This window comes from Luteimonas suaedae, from assembly GCF_008312895.1.
GTDB classification, from domain to species: Bacteria; Pseudomonadota; Gammaproteobacteria; order Xanthomonadales; family Xanthomonadaceae; genus Luteimonas; species Luteimonas suaedae.
This window is the reverse complement of sequence record NZ_VSSP01000001.1, coordinates 470,958-489,378: the sequence shown is the minus strand read 5'-3', so window position 1 is coordinate 489,378 and position 18,421 is coordinate 470,958. Positions and strand designations below refer to the sequence as shown.

Here is an 18,421-nt window from a genome sequence, read left to right as displayed (position 1 = left end):
TGTCGCGGCGTCGCCGCTCACCTGAAAGGAAAGATGCCATGAACCTGCTGCATATCGATTCCAGCGTCTCCGGGGCCGGCTCGATCACCCGCGCCCTCACCGCCGCCATCGTCGCGCCCTGGCACGATTGCCCCGAGAGCACCCGCGTCGTCTACCGTGATCTCGACGCCGCACCGATCGCGCACCTGCACGGCGCCGCGCTGGCGGGCAAGGACTCCGCGGCCGCGGCGGAAGCCGAAAACGCCCTGCAGGAGTTCCTCGATGCCGACGTGATCGTACTGGGAGCGCCGATGTACAACTTCGGTATTCCGTCCACGCTGAAGGCCTGGATCGACCGGATCGCGGTCGCCGGCAAGACCTTCCGCTACACCTCCGAGGGGCCGGAAGGCCTGGCGGGCGGCAAGCGCGTGATCGTCGCGGTTGGCAGCGGCGGTCAGCATGCCGGTGCGCCCAGCGACTTCATCGAGCCGTACCTGCGCCTCGTGTTCGGTTTCCTGGGCATCAACGACATCCATTTCGTCCGCGCCGAGGGCGTGGCGCTGTCCGCGCAGCATCGCGAGCAGGCGTTGGCCGCGGCGCGCGCATCCATCCCGACACCTGCCCCGCTGCGGCTGGCGGCCTGAGCCGCGAGCTGCCGCCCCTGTAGGAGGGGCTTCAGCCCCGACCGCGCGCGCGGTCTGATGCAGATGCGTTCTACCGTTTCTGCCCTCCGCACGCGGTGGCAGGTTCACCGCGGTCGCCGCCGATAGGACTGCCTGGCGCGGTCGGGGCTGAAGCCCCTCCTACAAGGGGTCGTGCACGGGGTCGTACGTTCGGCGGGTTCAGGCGATGCGTTCGGCGCCGCCCATGTACGGCCGCAGCGCTTCCGGGATTCCGATGCCGCCGTCGGCCTGCTGGTAGTTCTCCATCACCGCGATCAGCGCGCGGCCGACCGCCACGCCCGAGCCGTTGAGGGTGTGCAGCAGTTCCGGCCTGCCGCTGTCGGGATTGCGCCAGCGCGCCTGCATGCGACGGGCCTGGAAATCACCGCAGTTGGAAACGGAGGAGATTTCGCGATAGCCGTCCTGCGACGGCAGCCACACCTCCAGATCGTAGGTCCTGCGCGCGGCGAAGCCCATGTCGCCGCTGCACAGCAGCACCTTGCGATAGGGCAGACCCAGCTTCTCCAGCACGACCTCGGCGCAGCGGGTCATGCGCTCGTGCTCGGCATCGCTGTCGTCCGGGCGGGTCGCCGCGACCAGTTCGACCTTCTCGAACTGGTGCTGGCGGATCATGCCGCGGGTGTCGCGACCGTGGCTGCCGGCCTCGGCGCGGAAGCACATCGAGTGCGCGGTCATGCGCAGCGGCAGGCGCTCGGCGTCCACGATCTCGTCGCGGACGAGGTTGGTCAGCGGGACTTCGGCGGTGGGAATCAGGTAGCGCCTGCTGTCTCCCACCGCGGTGGCGAACAGGTCCTCCTCGAACTTCGGCAGCTGGCCGGTGCCCGTCATCGCCTCGGCGTTGACCAGCAGCGGGACGTTGGTCTCCTGGTAGCCGTGCTCGCCGACGTGCAGGTCCAGCATGAACTGCGCCAGCGCACGATGCAGGCGCGCCAGTGGGCCGCGCAACACGGTGAAGCGGGCGCCGGACAGCTTGGCCGCGGCGTCGCCGTCGAGCCAACCGTCGCGCGTGCCGAGCTCGACGTGATCCTTCGGTGCGAAGCCTTCCGCGGCGAAATCACGCGGCGTGCCCCAGCGCTTCTGCTCGACGTTGTCGTTCTCGTCCGCGCCGGCCGGCACGTTGTCGTCCGGCAGATTGGGCATCCCGAGCGCGATCGCGTCGAGCTCGCGCCTGAGCGCATCCAGCCGCTCCTCGCTGGCCTTCAGTTCCTCGCCGAAGCCGGCCACCTCCGCCAGCAGCGGCGCGATGTCCTCGCCCTTGGCCTTGGCCTGGCCGATCGCCTTGCTGCGGGTGTTGCGCAGGTTCTGCAGCTCCTGGGTGCGGACCTGCAGCTGCTTGCGCTCGCGCTCGAGCGCCTGCAGCGCGTCCGCGTCGAGCACGAAACCGCGCGACTCGCGCAGGCGACGGGCAAGTGCATCGGGATCGTTGCGCAGCAGGTTGGGATCGAGCATGAGGAGTTCGCGTGATGAACGGAGCGCGCGATTATCGCCCGAGAGCGCCTTCGATGCCGCCGTCGCGTCCGCGCCGCTGTGCCAGAATGCTTCACGGCTCTCCCCATCGGTGCGCAGGATGTCTTCTCCCGATCCCGACCGGCGTCCCCGGCGCGGCCCCCGCTTCCTGTTGCCCGCGCGCGCCTGGTTGATCATTGCCGCCGCCTTCACCGCCGGCCTGCTGCTGTCGGGCCTGCTGTGGTTCGGACAGCGCGGCGAGCGCACGGCCGCGCCCGCCGCCGTCACCACGCCCGCGGAGGCCGCGGACACGACTGCGAGCGGGCTTCCGACACCGCAACCGGCCGATCCGGCCGACCCCGGCGGTGCGAGCGGCATGGAGGAGCCGGATCCGGACGCGCAGCCGCAATGGGTCGAGCAGGCGCCCGAGCCGGAGCCGTCGAGGGACGGGCCCGGGTTCGTGGAAAACGAGGCATCCGCCACGGCGGCGGCCGCGACGCGTGCGCCCGTAGCGGTGGAGACGCCGGCGCCGCGCTATCCCTCCTCGGCGCTCAGGCGCGGTGACTCGGGCGAAGTGGTCCTGCAGGTACGGGTCGGCGCCGACGGCAGCGCCCAGGCCGTGGAAGTCGTCCGCGGCAGCAACTCGCGTGCGCTCGATCGCGCCGCCGTCGCCGCGGTGCGCCGCTGGCGGTTCCAGCCCGCATTGCGCGACGGGCAGCCGGTGCCCGGCATGGTTCAGGTGCCGATCGTCTTCAACCCGGCACGCTGACGACCGACCGATCGGTCCGATGTGGGACGGGGCGAGGATCCGTGCCCGGCTTGCTGGAAGTGTTCCGACCCGCGGATCTCGGCGCGCTCGCGGAAACCGGCGGGTACGGGCCAGCCACGCCTCGATTGACCGCCGACCGTGGCGGCGGCATGCGTTAAGCGTGCGTCAACGCCATCGTGACGCGGTCGCCACAAGCGCTGTGGAACGCTCATGGCGCCATCCTGAACAGGGGTACGACGATGTCCGATCCGATGAACCGCCCGAACCAGTCTTCCCCGCCGCCGCCGCCGCCTCCGCCTCCGCCTCCGCCCGAGGAGCCGCGCAAGTCTTCCGGTCCACTGATCTGGATCCTGGTACTGATCGCGCTGATCGCGATCGGCTGGTATTTCTATGCGCAACGCGGCACGCCGGACACGCCGGTCGAGCCGGAAACGCCGATCGGCGAGCCCGCCGACATCGGCGACGGCACGCCGCCGCCACCCGCCACCGAGCGCGAGGCGCCGGCGGCGACCGCACCCGAACCCAGCGCCGGCACCACCGAACCCGCCGTGCGGCCGGCCGACCCGATCGAGCGCGTCGAGCCGACCTACCCGCCGACCGCGTTGCGTGCGCAGGAGGAAGGGACGGTGCTGCTGCGCGTGCAGGTCGACGCCCAGGGCAATCCCACCGAGGTCGATGTCGCCCGCAGCAGCCGCTCGCGCGACCTCGACCGTGCCGCGCGCGAGGCGGTGCGCAAATGGAGATTCAATCCCGCGATGGAGAACGGCCAGGCCGTGGCTTCGACGGTGGAGGTACCGGTCGATTTCCGGATGGACACGCAGTAGCGACGCTCGCCGCCCCCGCCGTAGGAGCGCGCATGGCGCGCTCCTACGGAAGAGAGGGGCTGGTCTCTTGCAGTCCAAAGCCCGCTTCGCGCGCCAGCGTGTCGAAGCCGGGGAACGAGGTGGCCACGTTGGCGACGTCGTCGATCGTCACCGCATCCGCCGCGCATTGCGCCGCGACCGCGAACGCCATCGCCACGCGATGATCACCGTGGCTGCCGACCGCCCCGCCCCGTAGCCGGCCGCCTTGGATGGTGGCGCCGTCCGGGGTCTCGTCGACGCGGATACCGAGCGCGCGCAAGCCGGTCGCCACGGTGGCGATGCGATCCGATTCCTTGACCCGCAGCTCGGCCGCGCCGCGCACGGTGGTCGTGCCTTCCGCGCAGGCGGCCGCCACGAACAGCGCCGGAAACTCGTCGATCATGTCCGCCACGTACTCGCGCGGCACGGCGATGCCGCGCAGCGGCGCCGAGCGCACCCGCAGGTCGGCGACCGGCTCGCCGCCCTGCTCGCCCGCATTCTCTTCGACGATGTCCGCGCCCATCGCCCGCAGCACGTGCAGCAAGCCGATGCGGCGCGGGTTCATGCCGACCCGGCGCAGGCAAAGCTCCGATTCCGGGACTAGGGTCGCCGCGACCAGGAAGAATGCCGCCGACGAGAAGTCCGCCGGCACCGAAACATCGGTGGCGCGCAGGCGGTGGCCGCCGGACAGCCGCGCGATGCCCGGCGAGAACGCGATCGGCCAGCCGAACGCCGCCAGCATCCGCTCGCTGTAGTCGCGGGTGGGCTGCGGCTCGCGCACCACCGTTTCGCCGGTGGCGTAGAGCCCCGCCAGCAGGAGCGCCGACTTGACCTGTGCGCTCGCAATTTCAAGATGAAATTCAGTGGCTTGCAGCCCATTACTCGCATGGATTCTTAAAGGCGGACGGCCGTCCGGCGCGGTTTCGATGCGCGCGCCCATTTGCGCCAGCGGCTCCGTTACCCGCCGCATCGGCCGCCGCGACAGCGAAGCATCGCCGACCAGCACCGAATCGAACCGCTGCCCGGCCAGCAGCCCGGCCAGCAAGCGCATCGCGGTGCCGGCATTGCCGCAGTCCAGCGGCTGCGGCGAAGGCTGCAGCCCATCGATGCCGACCCCGTGCACGACCCGCATGCCGGGTTCCGGCGTCTCGATGCGCACCCCCAGCTGCCGGAAGATCGCCTCGGTGGCACGCGCGTCTTCGCCTTCCAGGAATCCGTCGATGCGCGACACGCCGTCCGCCAGCGACGCCAGCATGATCGCCCGGTGCGAGACCGATTTATCACCCGGCACCGTCAGCTCGCCGCGCAGCGGCCTGCCGCGGGTGGCGATCCAGCCCTGCTGCCGTTCTTGTTGCATCACCTGTCGCACCTCGAAAGCGGTTCGGCCGCGGATGGCCGCGGATGAGCGCGCAAGGGGCAGCTCGATGTCCTTTTTTTCGCGTTCATCCGCGTTGATCCATGGCCAAAGATGTTCACTTCAGTATTTCGTCGAGCGCCTGCAGCAGGCGCCGGTTCTCGTCGGCAGTGCCGACGGTGATGCGCAGGCACTGCGGCAGGCCGTAGCCGGCCATCGGCCGCACCACCACGCCGCGCTGCAGCAGGCCGACCTCGACCGCGGTTGCCGCTTCTTCTTCTCCGAAGCCCGCCAGTAGGAAGTTGGTTTGCGAGGGATGCACGAAACAGCCGCGCGCGCGCAACGCCTCGGCCAGCAGCGGCCGCTGTTGCGCGTTCGCAGAGACCACCCGCTGCAGATGCGCCTCGTCCTCCAGCGCGGCCGTCGCCGCGGCCAGCGCCACGCTGTTGGCGTTGAAGCTCTCGCGCAATCGCTCCATCACCGCGACCAGCCCGGCATCGGCGACCGCATAGCCGACCCGCAGCCCGGCCAGCGCATAGGCCTTGCTGAAGGTGCGGGTGACGACCAGGTTGCGATGGCGCGGCAGCAGCGACAGCGCGGAACGATAGTCCGGCGCGTCGGCGAACTCGGCATAGGCCTCGTCGACCACCACGATCACCTCGTCCGGCAGCCGTGCCAGCAGCGCCGCCAGCGCATCGGCGGCGATCCAGGTGCCGGTCGGGTTATTGGGGTTGGCCAGGTACAGCAGCCGCGTGCGCGCGGACACCACCGATGCCAGCGCGTCCGGCGCATGCCCACGCGGCATCGCGACGTCGGGCGCCCATGCCGGGGCGAACTGCAGCGGCGCACCCGCGGCCTGCGCCGCCAGCGCGTAGACAGCGAAGCCGTACTGCGACATCGCCACCGCCGCGTCCGGGCCGGCGAACACCTGCGCGAACTGCATCAGCAGCTCGTGCGAGCCGTTGCCCAGCAGCAGCTGCGCCGGCGCCACGCCGAGCCGCTCCGCGAGCGCACGTTTCAATCCCCCGCCGAGCGGGTCGGGATAACGGTGCGCGGTCTCCAGCGCCTCCAGCGCCGCCTGCCGTGCCGCAGGGCTGGGCCCGTACGGATTCTCGTTGGCGCCGAGCTCGACCAGCCGCTCCGTACCGAAGCGCCGCCGCAGCGCCACCAGGTCATGACCCGGATCGTAGGCCTTCAACGCGCGGATGCCCGGTTGCGCCAGTCCGGCGAAAGTCGCTTCACCCACCATCTCCGGTTGTCTACGCTCCGTCACAGCCGCCATCGCCCATCTCGAATCCCCAATCACGAATCACCAATCCCGGCCTTCAAGGCACCGCCACCGGATACGAACCGAGCACGCGCACGTCGCCGGCGAACTCGTCGATCTCACCCAGCGCGTCCTCCAGCGGCGACTCGTCGGCGTGACCGGCGACGTCGATGAAGAACGCGTACTGCCACAGCGCGCCGTGCGCCGGGCGCGACTCGATCCGGTTCATGCTGATGCCGGCGCGCGCCAGCGGCTCGAGGATCTTGTACAGCGCGCCCGGCTGGTCGCGGATGAACACCATCAGCGAGGTGCGATCGTGGCCCGACGGCGGGAACGAGGCGCGGCCGAGCACCAGGAACCGGGTGGTGTTGTCGTCGCGGTCCTCGATCGGCCCGGCCACCACTTTCAGACCGTAGACGTGGGCGGCGTTCTCGCCGGCGATCGCGGCGGCGTCGTCGGCGTTGCGGGCGCGGCGCGCGGCGTCGGCATTGCTCACCACCGCCTGCTTCTCCACCTTCGGCAGGTGTTGCCGCAGCCACGACTTGCACTGCGCCAGCGACAGGCCGTGCGAATACACCCGCTCGACGTCCTCGATGCGCCCGGTGCGCGACAGCAGGTACTGGTGCACGCGCAGCTCGACCTCGCCGCAGATCTTCAGCGGCGAGGTCAGGAACAGGTCGAGCGTGGACTGGATCGTGCCCTGCCCCGAATTCTCGACCGGCACCACGCCGAAATCGGCGGTGCCGGCGGCGACCTCGTCGAACACCTCCTCGATGCTCGCCAGCGGCAGGCCCTTGGCCGAATGGCCGAAATGCTTGTGCACCGCCTGCTGCGAGAAGGTGCCTTCCGGCCCGAGGTAGCCGACCTTCAGCGGTTCCTGCTGCGCCAGGCAGGCCGACATGATCTCGCGGAACAGGCGCACCAGCACCTCGTCGGACAGCGGACCGTCGTTGCGGTCGACCACCCGTCGCAGCACCTGCGCCTCGCGCTCGGGGCGGTAATAGTCGACCGCCGCCGCGAGCTTGCCCTTGGCCTTGCCGACCTGGTGCGCCCACAGCGCGCGCTCAGCGATCAGCGTCTGGATCTCGCGGTCGATGCCGTCGATCTGGTCGCGCACCGTGGACAGGTCGGTGCTGGGCTTGCCCGGCGGCTTACCGGTTTTCTTTTTTGCGGTCATGCCTGTTCTCGTGGATGGGTCGGATGCGGGGAACGGTTGGAAAGCTTGATGACGGCAAACGAGAGATCCCCTCGATGCATGCTTCGTTCCCTCTTCCCGTTTCCCGTGGAGGCGTCATCCATGGCGCTGCCGGAACTCCTGCATGAACTCGGCCAGCACGCGCACGCCCTCCACCGGCATCGCGTTGTAGATCGACGCGCGCATGCCGCCGAGCACGCGATGGCCCTTCAGCGAGATCAGGCCGGCGGCCCTCGCCTCTTCCAGGAAAGGCCGGTCCAGCGCGTCGTCGTGCAGGAAGAACGGCACGTTCATGCGCGAGCGCGCGGCCGGGTCAACCTGGTTGCGGTAGAAGCCGCCGGAGCCGTCGATGGTCTCGTACAGCAGCGTCGACTTGGCCGCGCTGCGGCGCGCGAATTCCGCCACGCCGCCCTCGGCCAGCATCCACTTCACCGTCAGCCCGAGCATGTACCAGTTCCAGCTCGGCGGCGTGTTGAGCATGGAACCGTTGGCCAGCTGCAGGCGGTAGTCGAAGATGTCGGCGCGCGGCTGGCCGACGCGCTCGAGCAGGTCGCGACGGATGATCGTCACGCCGATGCCGACTGGCCCGAGGTTCTTCTGCGCGCCGGCGTAGATCACGCCGTAGCGGGTCACGTCGATCGGCTCGGAGGCGATGCTGGAACTGAAGTCGGCGAACAGCGGCACGTCGCCGACGTCGGGCACATCGCGGAACTCGACCCCGTGGATGGTCTCGTTGGCGGTGATGTGCACGTAGGCCGCGTCTTCCGACAACTGCCATGCTCCCCGTTCCGGAATGCTGCGGAAGCCGTCGTTCTCGCCGCTGGCGGCGATGCGCAGGTCGACATAGGGTGCAGCCTGCCGGATCGCGGTCCTGCCCCAGTGTCCGGTGACCACGTAGTCCGCCGCCTGGCCGGCGTCGGCAAAGTTCAGCGGCAACAGCGCCTGCTGCGTGGTCGCGCCGCCGCCCACGAACAGCACCGCGTAGTCGTCGGGGATGCCGACCAGTGCGCGTAGGTCGGCCTCGGCCTCGGCCGCGACCTGCATGAACTCGGGGCCGCGATGGCTCAGTTCGACGATCGATGCACCGGAATCCCGCCACTCGAGCATCTCCTCCTGCGCCTGCCGCAGCACGCTTTCCGGCAGGGCGGCGGGACCGGCACTGAAATTGTAGGCACGCGACATCGGCGGCTTCGCTTCGGATCGACACGGGGGCCGCTAGTATGCCGCAGCGCATCAAGCATTTGCGGCGTAACCTTTTGCCCCTGTCGTGCGTATCTATCTCCAACAGCGCCCCACCGGAGCCAGCCGATGTCATTGCGCGATGCCCTGCGAATCCCCGCGTCGGAAGTTACCGACGAAACCATCTATCGCGAACGCCGCCGGCTGCTCGCCGCCTTCGCCGGCGCGCCGGTGCTCGGCCTGTCCGGCTGCGCCGAGGCCGAACCGCCGCCACCGCCGCGCCCGACGCCCAGTCCTGCGCAGGTGCGGGCCGGATTCGACACCGACGAGAAATTGACCCGCTACGAGGACGTCACCAGCTACAACAACTTCTACGAGTTCGGCACCGGCAAGGCGGACCCCTCGCGCGCCGCGAAGACGCTGCGCACCTCGCCGTGGCAGGTCGAGGTTGGCGGCGAATGCGCGAAGCCGGGAATGGTCGCGCTGGAGGACCTGTTGAAGGGGTTCACGCCGGAAGAGCGCACCTACCGGTTGCGCTGCGTGGAAGGCTGGTCGATGGTGATTCCCTGGCTGGGGATGCCGCTGGGCGAGGTGCTCAAGCGCTTCGAGCCGACCTCGAAGGCGAAGTTCGTCGCCTTCACCACGCTCGCCGACCGCGAGCAGATGCCGGGCATCCGCTACCGCTCGATCAACTGGCCCTACCGCGAGGGCCTGCGCATCGACGAGGCCATGCACCCGCTCACCCTGCTCGCCACCGGCCTGTACGGCAAGCCGTTGCCGCAGCAGAACGGCGCGCCGCTGCGGCTGGTGGTGCCGTGGAAGTACGGCTTCAAGAGCATCAAGTCGATCGTCGCGATCCGCTTCGTCGAGCGCATGCCCGAGACCGCCTGGCACGACCTGCAGCCGTCCGAGTACGGCTTCTTCTCCAACGTCAATCCGCAGGTCGACCATCCGCGCTGGAGCCAGAAGACCGAACGCCGCATCGCCGGCAGCGCCGGCAAGCTGTTCGCCAACCGCATCGAGACGCGGATGTTCAACGGCTACGCCGACCAGGTCGCGTCGATGTACACGGGTATGGACCTGAAGAAGTGGTTTTGAATTGGACGGCGTGGACCACGGCAGGGGGCGGTATCACCGGGATGCCCATAGGCCGTCATCCCGGCGAAAGCCGGGATCCAGTTGCTTTCGCTGCAACGTCAAAATGGATCCCGGCTTTCGCCGGGATGACGGCGTATTGAGCACCATCGAAGCGGCAAGGAATAGGTCCTCCGTCGAAAACCTAAGGTCTTATCCGCGTCCATCTGCACAGATCCGCGGCTGAAAACCCGTCATTCTGCTGACCATCCATGAACCCGCCTAGATCATTCCTTGTCCTCACCAAGACCTTCGTCCACGCGCTCGCGCTGACGCCGCTGGCGATCCTGTCCTGGCAGTTCTGGCAGGTGTTCAGCGAGGCCGACATCGATGCGCTGGGCGCGGATCCGGTGGCCGAGATCGAACACCGCCTCGGCATCTGGGCGCTGCGCCTGCTGTTGGTCACCCTGGCGGTCACGCCGCTGCGGCAGATCACCGGCCAGCCGCTGCTGATCCGCTTCCGCCGCATGCTGGGGCTGTACGTATTCGCCTACGCCAGCCTGCATTTCTCCGCCTGGCTGGTGCTGGATCTGCGCGGCTACTGGACGATGCTGTTCGAGGAGATCGTCAAGCGTCCCTACATCACCGTCGGCTTCACCGCCTGGCTGCTGCTGGTGCCGCTGGCGATCACCTCGACCAGGGGCTGGATGCGGCGGCTGGCGCGCAACTGGGGCCGGCTGCACAAGCTGGTCTATGCGGTCGCGGTGCTGGCGGTGCTGCACTTCTGGTGGATCGTGAAGTCGGATATCCGCGAGCCGCTGCTGTATGCCGGCATCCTCGCGCTGCTGCTGGGCTGGCGCCTGTGGCGCTGGCGGGCATCGCGCCGGGCAGCCCCTCAGCCCGAACCGTAGAGCAGCAGCAGGCTCAGCAATCCGGCCAGCACCAATGCCGCCAGCAGCAGCCAGGGCAGCCGCCATGGCGCGCGCCGGTCCTCGCGCGACGCGTCGTCGGACAGCTGCTCGGCGAGCGTTCGTGTTTCCAGTGTGCCACCCGCTTCGGGCTCGCGCCCGGCGTCGGCGCGCATCGGTGCCTCGACCACGAAACGCTGGTGGGCGTCGAACACCACCTGGTCGCCCGGCAACAACACGGCGTCGCGGACCGCCTCGCCGTTGACCTGGCTGCCCTCGTCCGAGCCGAGGTCGCGCAGGACCACGCGCCCGTCCGCCAGTTCGATGCGGGCATGGCGCTCGGCGAAGGCATCGTCGTCGATGCGGATGTCGGCCTCGCGCGCGCGCCCGACCAGCCGCGGACGGTCGAGGGTGAAGCTGCGGCCGTGATGCTGGCCGCCGATCCCGCGCAGGACCACGCGCGGATCGGCTTCGGCTTCGGCGGCCGCCGGCTCCGGTTGGGGACGGGCCAGTGCAGCACGTTCACCGACCAGGCGCATCTCGATACCGTCGATGTAGACCGCATCGCCGATGCGCAGCATCGCCAGCCGCCGGATCTCACGTCCGTTGACGTGCACGCCGCGCGCGCCCTCGGATACGGTCAGCCATACGCCGCGCCGGTCGACGCAAAAGCGGACGATCGCCTGCTGCCCGTCGGCGACGACGCCCATGCGGTCGCGGCCCGGCGCCCGGCCGATCGCATGCATGCCGATGCCGAGCGGGAGATCGGGCTGGCCGGCGGTGGTGAAACGCAGCTTCAGGGATTCCATCCGGCATGAATCTAGCATGCCCCCAGGGCTTGGATCGCGGCCGCGGCCGCTTCAGAATGGATGCCTCTTTCCCCGCCGCGAACCGCCGCCATGGCCGATATCGATATCCATCATCCCCACTCGATGCCGATGCCGAAGGCGCGCAAGGCGATCGAGGAGGTCGCGCGGAAACTGGACGAGCGCTTCGGCATGGCATGCACGTGGGACGGCGACTGTCTGAACTTCGAACGCTCCGGCGTGGACGGCCGCATCGAGCTGGCGCCTGAGGAGCTGCACGTCACCGCGAAGCTGGGATTCCTGCTGTCGGCGATGCAGGGCCCGATCGAAAGTGAGATCCGACGGGTGCTGGCCGAGAAGTTCGACGCCTGATCGCCGGAGCAGCCGCCAGCGTGGTCGACGGTCTGGTCACCGCGATCGTTCAGTCTGCGGCGAACGGCTGCGGATGGCCTTCGAACAACCGCCGCATGGCTTCGCGCTCGTCGTTCCCGATCTCGGCAACGAACCCCTCGACATCGCCCAGTTGCTCGAACGCGGCGTAGCCGCGTTCCAGGAAACCCTGCAGTTCGCCGAGCCCCGCCAGCCGCGCCGGCCCGCGCGAGAACGCCAGCAGGGCCGCCACGCCGCGTGCCTTCAGGGCGCGGCCGAACCCGCCGCCGACCTCCTCGATCAAGGCGATCTGGCGCCCGCGCAGCCGCGGCAACGCCACCGCGCGGTAAGCCCGCGCGTACAGGTCCTGGTCCAGCTTGCGGCGCCGGGGCGCCAGGCGCTGCAGGGCTTCGGCCATGCGCAGGTCGAGCGCGTGGCTGAGCGCGCCCAGCTCGATCGCCGAGGCGATCGTGGCGAGCAGCCGTGTCGGCAGCAGCTTCTGCATCATCGGGATCACCCGCACGATGTCGGCATCGCGGCGGGCGAAATCGCGATCCCCATAGACGTCGGTGAGGAAGAACTCGGCCGCCGCCCGGCGCCGCGGGTCGCTCAGGAAGCGGGCGAAGCTGCGCTGCAGGCGTTCTGCCTGCCAACGCCGCAACTCCGGGAGCCAGCGCAGCCGGTTGCGCGGCTCGATGGCCGGATCGTGCAGGGCCTGATGACAGGCGACGCGGCGCGACAGGCGCTGGACGACGGCGTGGGGATGCGACATGCCGGCATCATCGTTGCCCTGGCGCGGCCGAGGCAACCCCGCGCGCCGCTCCGCTACACTCGCGCGACCTCCACGGATCCGACCGCATGCTCTCCCTGCATTCCGCTCGCCAACGTTCCCGTCCGTCACGCCGGCAAGCCGCGAGGATCGGCCTGGCGATCGCAGGCGGCGGCCCGATCGGCGGCATGTACGAGCTCGGTGCGCTGCGCGCGCTGGACGAGGCGCTGGACGGCTTCGACCCGACGGCGGTCGACTGCTATGTCGGCGTCAGCAGCGGCGCCTTTCTCGCCGCTGGCCTGGCCAACGGTCTCGGCACCGAGGCGATGTGCCGCATCTTCATCACCGGCGACAGCGACGACGTGCGGTTCCGTCCGGAAATCTTCCTGCGGCCGGCGCTGTTCGAATACCTGCGCCGCGCCGCCGCCCTGCCTCGGCTGACGATACAGTGGTGGCAGGGCCTGCTGCTGGGTCCCCGTGACGCGCGCTGGGACATGATCCCGCGCATCGGCGGCGTGCTGCCGACCGGGCTGTTCGACAACCGCGAACTGGAACGCTTCCTCCGCGGCGTGCTGACGCGGCGTGGACGCAGCAACGATTTCCGCGAGCTGCAGCGCAAGCTGTACGTGGTCGCGGTCGACCTCGACAGCGGCGATCCGGTGCTGTTCGGCGGCGACGGCTGGGACGACGTGCCGATCTCGGTCGCGGTGCAGGCCAGCGCGGCGCTGCCCGGCCTGTATCCCCCGGTCGAGATCCGCGGCCGCCATTTCGTCGACGGCGCCCTGCGCCGCACCATGCACGCCTCGGTGCTGCTCGAGCGCGGCATCGATCTGCTGCTCGGCGTCAACCCGCTGGTGCCGTTCAACAACACCCTGCACAACAGCGACCTGGCGACCGGCACGGATCCGCGGCGCCTGGCCGAAGGCGGATTGCCGGCGGTGCTGTCGCAGACCTTCCGCACGTTGCTGCAATCGCGCATGCAGGTGGGCATGGCGAAGTACGCGGGCCAGTATCCCGACATCGACCAGCTGGTGTTCGAACCCGACGAGGCCGACGGCGAACTGTTCTTCACCAACGCCTTCAGCTTCTCCTCGCGGCGGCGCGTCTGCGAACTCGCCTACCGCAACACCCTCGCCGACCTGCGCCGCCGTGCCGGCGAGCTGCGACCGGTGCTGGCGGCGCACGGCATCGACCTGCGCGACGAAATCCTCGCCGACGAACACCGCACCCTCCTCGACGGACTGCGGCCGCCACCGCCACGCAGCACCGAGACCACCGCGCGCCTGCGCCGTGCACTCGACGACACCGAACGCCTGATCACCAACCGCCGGCGTGCCGGCTCGCGACGATCGTGAGCGGCCGGCAGGGCGTTTTGCCGCGGATCTGCGCGGATTGGCGCGAATAAAACCGGACATTCGGAATATTTGAAACACCTCCGCAGTGCCCGACGTGCGGGCGGTCGGCAGTACCGGTGTGCCGGCAGATCCATCGAGCGGCGGCTGCCTATCCGCCTTGCCCCCTTGTCCGCTCTATCCGCGTAGATCCGTGGCCAGACTGCTCTTGGCCCTCCCCGAACAATCCCCGGTGGTGTGAAAGCTCTAGACACGGCCGTGATGCTGCAATCCTTAATCTTTGCCAGAAATCGGAGGGACCATGGCCACGTTCAAGAAGACCGCAAAGAAAACCGGCACCCGGCGCTCGTCGACCGCGGACCCGCAGCAGCAGGCCGAACGCCTGTCCAAGGGCCTGAGCGAATCGGCGCAGCAGATCTGGCTGGCCGGGGTCGGCGCGTTCGGCCGCGCGCAGGCCGAGGGCGCCAAGCTGTTCGAGGCCCTGGTGAAGGAAGGCCTGAACGTCGAGCAGAACGCACGCAAGTTCGCCGGCGGTCGCGCGGACGTGGTGCGCGATGCGGTCGAGAGCAGCGTCGGCCAGGCGCGCCACCGCGCCACGGATACCTGGGATCGGCTGGAAAAGGTGTTCGAAGACCGCGTGCAGCGCGCGCTGGTCAAGCTCGGCGTTCCCAGCCGCGACGATCTCGCCGACCTCGCCCGCCGGGTCGAGATCCTGACCACGGAGCTGCGCCGCCAGTCGAGCACGCCGGCGGCGCGCAAGACCGCGAAGCAAGCCACCACCCGCAAGACCGCAACCAAGGCGGCGGTGAAGAAAGTCCCGCGCAAGCGCGTGCGCAAGACCACCGCCGGTTGACCTGCAGGTTGATTCTTTTGAAACAACCTCCCGGCTCTGCCGGGAGACTGCCAAAGGTTTGACCCTTGCCTTTGCAGGGGCAGGCTCTTTCCGGCAGCCGCTTTGAAGCCCCTCTCCTTTCGGGAGAGGGGTTGGGGTGAGGGTACGGCGAAGCCGCGATGGTTCAGACTCCTGCCGTTTCGCCGTACCCTCATCCGGCCCTTCGGGCCACCTTCTCCCGAAGGGAGAAGGAAAATGCGCCTGCCGTCTTCCGGCGCACCGTGACCATGCGCCCTTAACCTGTTTCGCGATTCCGACTATCCTGCACGCGCTTCCGCCTGTAGGCGGAAACCATCACCGTCCGGACAGGAAAATCGATTCGTGAGCGCAGGGCTGCAGTGGCTGGTTGTCGTCGTCGTCGTTCTGCTGCTCGGCACCATCGCCACCGTCTATATCCAGCGCGTCCTGCGGCAGCGGGACGAAACCCGCGCCGGCATCGCGGCGCTCGCCGGCACTTCCTGGCGCGAGTTCATCCATCTGGTCCTGCAGGCGTTGTCGCGGCGCGGTTTCGAGCGCGTGTTCGACCACGAGATCGCCGCCGGCGACAAGGACTACACGCTGGAACGCGACGGCCGCCGCTGGCTGCTGTCGTGCAAGCACGGCAGTGCCTTCGTGCTCGGCAACGCCACCGTCAACGACCTGTCCAACGACATCCGTCTGGCCAATGCCAGCGGCGGATTCCTGTTCACCCAGGGCCGGATCTCGAACGAGGCGCGCAAGACCGCCGCCGACCGGAACATCGAGCTGCTCGACGGCGCCACCCTGTGGCCGGAGCTGCGCGACCTCAAGCCGGAACAGTTGGCGGCGATCCGCGCCGGCGCCGAACGGCGTGCGCGGCAGCGCATCGCCGTGGCCTGGCTGCTGGCGCTCCTGGTCGGCATCGCCGTGTACTTCGCGATCGCGGACCGCTCGCCGACATCCATCGGTACATCACCGGCCGCGCCGGTGTCCTCCGATGCGCCGGCACCCGCCGCCGACGCCGGGCCGGAGACCGATACCGCCGCAACGGAGAATGTCGACGACAGCCCCGGCCCGGCGCCGACCGTGGCGTCGCCGCAGGAGCAGCGCGAGGCGGTGGTCGGCGCGATCGCCACCCTGCCGATGGTCGACCGGGCGTTGTGGGCGACGCAGTCGACACTGGAGGTCCACCTGCTCGATGTCAGCGAGGATGCGATGCCGAGCATCTGTCCGCTGGTCGAGCGCTATCCGGACCTGGCCGCCTCGCGGATCCTGCTGACGCCGCCGCCGGGCAGCGGGCTGCAGGTGCGCTTCCGGCAGTGCCGGACCTACTGATCGTTCCGGCGAAGCGCCCGGCCTGCGGCCGCCTTGCCGGGAGATGCCGCAAGCGCTGCGAGGTGCTGCGCTACCAGTGCACGCCGCGCATCAGCGCCGCGAACGCGATCTGCTCCTGGCTCGGGGTCTCGTCCTTCAGGGCCTCGCGATCGCCCTTGGCGGCGGCCGAATCCGGGAACAGCTCGAACGCGCTGTTCATGACCACTTCGTAGGCCTTCGGCGCGATCGCGTTGAGCAGCGCCGCGAACACGCCGAGGCGGGTGGTGATGCGGCTGGGGCGCTCGATGATCGCCTTGACCAGCAGGTCGGCGGCCTCTTCCGGGGTCAGCGTGGGTACGCTCTCGTACATCTTGGTCGGCGCGATCATCGGCGTCTTCACCAGCGGCATGTTGACCGTGGTGAAGCTGATGCGTTTGCCCGACAGCTCGCCCTGGGCGCAGCGGCTGAAGGCGTCCAGCGCCGCCTTCGAGGCGACGTAGGCCGAAAACCGCGGCGAGTTGGCCAACACGCCGATCGAGCTGATGTTGATGATGTGGCCCTTGCGGCGCTTGGTCATCGTCGGCATGAAACCCATGATCAGGCGCAGGCTGCCGAAGTAGTTGAGCTGCATGGTGCGCTCGAAATCGTGGAAGCGGTCGTAGCTGAGCTCGATCGAGCGCCGGATCGAGCGGCCGGCATTGTTGATCAGCACGTCGACGTGGCCATGGTCCTTGAGGATCGCCTGCACCAGCCGGTCGCAATCGGCCATGTCCGACAGGTCCGCCGTGTACGCGAACACCTTGCCGCCGGCGGCCTTCATCTCGTCGCGGGCCTTGAACAGCTCCTCCTTGCCGCGCGCCACGATCACCGTGATCGCGCCCGCCTCGGCCACCCGCTGCGCGGTGGACAGGCCGATGCCGGACGAGCCGCCGGTGATCACCACCACCTTGTTGCGCACCTTGCCCTTGAGGGTGCGGTCGACGAACAGGTCAGGATCGAGATTGCGCTCCCAGTAGTCCCACAGCCGCCAGGCGTAGTCGTCGAGCCTCGGCACCGCGATGCCGCTGCCCTTGAGCGCACGCTCGGCCTCGCGGCTGTCGAAGCGCGTGGGATAGGTGATGAACTTCAGCACGTCCTTCGGAATGCGGAAGTCGCGCAGCAGCGTGCCGACCAGGCGCCGCACCGGCGGCAGGTTGCCGACCGCGGCACGGATGCCGGAGGGCACGAAGGCGAACATGCGCGCATCGATGCGCATGGTCATCTCCGGCGCGTGGCCGGCGCGGCAGAACGCATTGAGCACCTCGCCCACGCGCATCGGCTCGGGGTCGGTGAGGTGGAAGGTGTGGCCGTCTAGCCTGGGCTTGTGGGCGATGTGGTCCATCGCATCGGCGACGAAGTCCACCGGCACGATGTTGATGCGCCCGCCCTCGATGCCCAGCGTCGGCATCCACGGCGGCAGCATCTGGCGCAGCTTCTTGATGAAGGTGAAGAAGTAGTACGGACCGTCGATCTTGTCGATCTCGCCGGTCTGCGAATGGCCGACCACCATGCCGGGCCGGTAGATGCGCCACTTCAACCGCGCCTCCTCGCGCACCAGGCGTTCGGACTGGTGCTTGGTGCGCAGGTACGGATCGTCCAGGCCTTCGGCCTCGTCGAACATGTCCTCGCGGAAGATGCCCGGATACAGGCCGGCGGCGGCGATCGAGCTGGCATGGTGGAAGCAGCCGGCCTCGAGTGCGGCGGCCAGGTCCAGCGCGTGCCGGGTGCCGTCGACGTTGGCGGCCTGCTGCGCTTCCGGGCTGGCGGTGAGGTCGTAGATCGCGGCCAGGTGGAAGAAGTGCTTCACCTTGCCCTTCAGGCCGCGGACCTGCGCCGCGCCCAGGCCGCATTTCGGCGCGGTCATGTCGCCGGACACCGGCACGACGCGCTTCGGGTCCCAGCCCATCTTCCTGGCGATCGCGTCGAACTTCTTCCGCGAGTCCTCGCGCACCAGCACGTGGATCGTGCCCTTGCGCCGGAGCAGGTTGCTGACCAGAAAGCGGCCGATGAACCCGGTTGCGCCGGTGACGAAATAGCTCATGTCTCCCCTCCCAGGAATGATGGCAAGCAACCATACGGCGCCGTCTGCGCCAGCATAGCCAGCGCGGCCGGACCTGCCTAGGGCGGGCGAAACGGGCCTGCGGGCGCGGCGCTGCAGCGGCTGCCGGATCGCAGTCGCGACTGCCGTCGCTTCACAAAAACGGGGACAGGGCGCCGACGGCGACA

Annotated in this window: 17 protein-coding genes; 9 read left to right on the top strand and 8 right to left on the bottom strand. The window is 69.2% G+C overall.

The window, feature by feature from the left end:
• The first annotated feature begins 38 nt into the window (after positions 1–38).
• Complete coding sequence (locus tag FXO19_RS02140) at positions 39–623, top strand: FMN-dependent NADH-azoreductase (RefSeq protein WP_149193401.1); 585 nt, start codon at positions 39–41, stop codon at positions 621–623.
• Positions 624–821: 198 nt separating this feature from the next.
• On the opposite strand, the gene serS is transcribed toward FXO19_RS02140, so the two are convergent.
• On the bottom strand, positions 822–2,111 hold the full coding sequence (gene serS, locus FXO19_RS02135) for a serine--tRNA ligase (RefSeq protein ID WP_149193400.1): 1,290 nt from the start codon (positions 2,109–2,111) through the stop codon (positions 822–824).
• 118 nt (positions 2,112–2,229) lie between these two features.
• Between serS and FXO19_RS02130 the strand changes: the two genes are divergently transcribed.
• A complete protein-coding gene (locus FXO19_RS02130) occupies positions 2,230–2,877 on the top strand; it encodes an energy transducer TonB (protein ID WP_149193399.1) in 648 nt (215 codons plus the stop codon).
• A gap of 239 nt (positions 2,878–3,116) precedes the next feature.
• Positions 3,117–3,701 (top strand): energy transducer TonB, encoded by a 585-nt coding sequence (locus FXO19_RS02125; RefSeq protein WP_149193398.1) that lies wholly within the window; start codon positions 3,117–3,119, stop codon positions 3,699–3,701.
• A 43-nt stretch (positions 3,702–3,744) separates the two neighbouring features.
• Here the strand turns inward: FXO19_RS02125 and aroA are convergent, their stop codons facing one another.
• The 4 genes from aroA to serC all read right to left on the bottom strand — a co-directional run bounded on the left by aroA (position 3,745) and on the right by serC (position 8,717).
• On the bottom strand, positions 3,745–5,076 hold the full coding sequence (gene aroA, locus FXO19_RS02120) for a 3-phosphoshikimate 1-carboxyvinyltransferase (RefSeq protein WP_149193397.1): 1,332 nt from the start codon (positions 5,074–5,076) through the stop codon (positions 3,745–3,747).
• Between the two features lie 115 nt (positions 5,077–5,191).
• Positions 5,192–6,355 (bottom strand): histidinol-phosphate transaminase, encoded by a 1,164-nt coding sequence (gene hisC / locus FXO19_RS02115; RefSeq protein WP_149193396.1) that lies wholly within the window; start codon positions 6,353–6,355, stop codon positions 5,192–5,194.
• Between the two features lie 43 nt (positions 6,356–6,398).
• Entirely contained in the window at positions 6,399–7,517 is a 1,119-nt protein-coding gene (pheA, locus tag FXO19_RS02110; protein ID WP_149193395.1) for a prephenate dehydratase, read from the bottom strand.
• A gap of 114 nt (positions 7,518–7,631) precedes the next feature.
• On the bottom strand, positions 7,632–8,717 hold the full coding sequence (gene serC, locus FXO19_RS02105) for a phosphoserine transaminase (protein ID WP_149193394.1): 1,086 nt from the start codon (positions 8,715–8,717) through the stop codon (positions 7,632–7,634).
• Positions 8,718–8,843: 126 nt separating this feature from the next.
• On the opposite strand from serC, the gene msrP reads away from it, so the two are divergent.
• Entirely contained in the window at positions 8,844–9,812 is a 969-nt protein-coding gene (gene msrP, locus FXO19_RS02100) for a protein-methionine-sulfoxide reductase catalytic subunit MsrP (protein ID WP_149193393.1), read from the top strand.
• Between the two features lie 248 nt (positions 9,813–10,060).
• The gene (gene msrQ, locus FXO19_RS02095) at positions 10,061–10,699 is read left to right on the top strand and encodes a protein-methionine-sulfoxide reductase heme-binding subunit MsrQ (protein WP_149193392.1); all 639 of its coding nucleotides are present in this window, start codon (positions 10,061–10,063) and stop codon (positions 10,697–10,699) included.
• Here the strand turns inward: msrQ and FXO19_RS02090 are convergent.
• Positions 10,684–11,505: an FHA domain-containing protein gene (locus FXO19_RS02090; protein WP_149193391.1), complete on the bottom strand. Its 822-nt coding sequence runs from the start codon at positions 11,503–11,505 to the stop codon at positions 10,684–10,686. The two genes, msrQ and FXO19_RS02090, sit on opposite strands and share 16 nt — an antisense overlap.
• A gap of 90 nt (positions 11,506–11,595) precedes the next feature.
• On the opposite strand from FXO19_RS02090, the gene FXO19_RS02085 reads away from it, so the two are divergent.
• Complete coding sequence (locus FXO19_RS02085) at positions 11,596–11,874, top strand: polyhydroxyalkanoic acid system family protein (protein ID WP_149193390.1); 279 nt, start codon at positions 11,596–11,598, stop codon at positions 11,872–11,874.
• A 49-nt stretch (positions 11,875–11,923) separates the two neighbouring features.
• Here the strand turns inward: FXO19_RS02085 and FXO19_RS02080 are convergent, their stop codons facing one another.
• Positions 11,924–12,643, bottom strand: a complete 720-nt coding sequence (locus FXO19_RS02080; RefSeq protein WP_149193389.1) for a DUF8198 family protein — start codon at positions 12,641–12,643, stop codon at positions 11,924–11,926.
• An 86-nt stretch (positions 12,644–12,729) separates the two neighbouring features.
• Here FXO19_RS02080 and FXO19_RS02075 point away from each other — a divergent pair, with 86 nt between their 5' ends.
• The 3 genes from FXO19_RS02075 (at position 12,730) to FXO19_RS02065 (ending at position 16,177) form a co-directional block, all read left to right on the top strand.
• Positions 12,730–13,995, top strand: coding sequence for a patatin-like phospholipase family protein (locus FXO19_RS02075; RefSeq protein ID WP_149193388.1), 1,266 nt, complete (start codon positions 12,730–12,732; stop codon positions 13,993–13,995).
• A 298-nt stretch (positions 13,996–14,293) separates the two neighbouring features.
• The gene (locus FXO19_RS02070) at positions 14,294–14,845 is read left to right on the top strand and encodes a phasin family protein (protein WP_149193387.1); all 552 of its coding nucleotides are present in this window, start codon (positions 14,294–14,296) and stop codon (positions 14,843–14,845) included.
• A 360-nt stretch (positions 14,846–15,205) separates the two neighbouring features.
• Positions 15,206–16,177, top strand: coding sequence for a restriction endonuclease (locus tag FXO19_RS02065; RefSeq protein ID WP_149193386.1), 972 nt, complete (start codon positions 15,206–15,208; stop codon positions 16,175–16,177).
• 70 nt (positions 16,178–16,247) lie between these two features.
• Here FXO19_RS02065 and FXO19_RS02060 read toward each other — a convergent pair whose 3' ends face one another.
• A complete protein-coding gene (locus FXO19_RS02060; RefSeq protein ID WP_149193385.1) occupies positions 16,248–18,236 on the bottom strand; it encodes an SDR family oxidoreductase in 1,989 nt (662 codons plus the stop codon).
• Positions 18,237–18,421 lie beyond the last annotated feature (185 nt).

Bases quoted from the DNA above. Each gene is read 5' to 3' on its own strand.
- FXO19_RS02060 (WP_149193385.1), bottom strand. From the start codon at position 18,236: ATGAGCTATTTCGTCACCGGCGCAACCGGGTTCATCGGCCGCTTTCTG.
- FXO19_RS02080 (WP_149193389.1), bottom strand. From the start codon at position 12,643: ATGTCGCATCCCCACGCCGTCGTCCAGCGCCTGTCGCGCCGCGTCGCC.
- msrQ (WP_149193392.1), top strand. From the start codon at position 10,061: ATGAACCCGCCTAGATCATTCCTTGTCCTCACCAAGACCTTCGTCCAC.
- serC (WP_149193394.1), bottom strand. From the start codon at position 8,717: ATGTCGCGTGCCTACAATTTCAGTGCCGGTCCCGCCGCCCTGCCGGAA.
- pheA (WP_149193395.1), bottom strand. From the start codon at position 7,517: ATGACCGCAAAAAAGAAAACCGGTAAGCCGCCGGGCAAGCCCAGCACC.
- FXO19_RS02130 (WP_149193399.1), top strand. From the start codon at position 2,230: ATGTCTTCTCCCGATCCCGACCGGCGTCCCCGGCGCGGCCCCCGCTTC.
- msrP (WP_149193393.1), top strand. From the start codon at position 8,844: ATGTCATTGCGCGATGCCCTGCGAATCCCCGCGTCGGAAGTTACCGAC.
- serS (WP_149193400.1), bottom strand. From the start codon at position 2,111: ATGCTCGATCCCAACCTGCTGCGCAACGATCCCGATGCACTTGCCCGT.
- FXO19_RS02090 (WP_149193391.1), bottom strand. From the start codon at position 11,505: ATGGAATCCCTGAAGCTGCGTTTCACCACCGCCGGCCAGCCCGATCTC.
- FXO19_RS02070 (WP_149193387.1), top strand. From the start codon at position 14,294: ATGGCCACGTTCAAGAAGACCGCAAAGAAAACCGGCACCCGGCGCTCG.
- FXO19_RS02125 (WP_149193398.1), top strand. From the start codon at position 3,117: ATGTCCGATCCGATGAACCGCCCGAACCAGTCTTCCCCGCCGCCGCCG.
- FXO19_RS02140 (WP_149193401.1), top strand. From the start codon at position 39: ATGAACCTGCTGCATATCGATTCCAGCGTCTCCGGGGCCGGCTCGATC.
- hisC (WP_149193396.1), bottom strand. From the start codon at position 6,355: ATGGCGGCTGTGACGGAGCGTAGACAACCGGAGATGGTGGGTGAAGCG.
- aroA (WP_149193397.1), bottom strand. From the start codon at position 5,076: ATGCAACAAGAACGGCAGCAGGGCTGGATCGCCACCCGCGGCAGGCCG.
- FXO19_RS02075 (WP_149193388.1), top strand. From the start codon at position 12,730: ATGCTCTCCCTGCATTCCGCTCGCCAACGTTCCCGTCCGTCACGCCGG.
- FXO19_RS02085 (WP_149193390.1), top strand. From the start codon at position 11,596: ATGGCCGATATCGATATCCATCATCCCCACTCGATGCCGATGCCGAAG.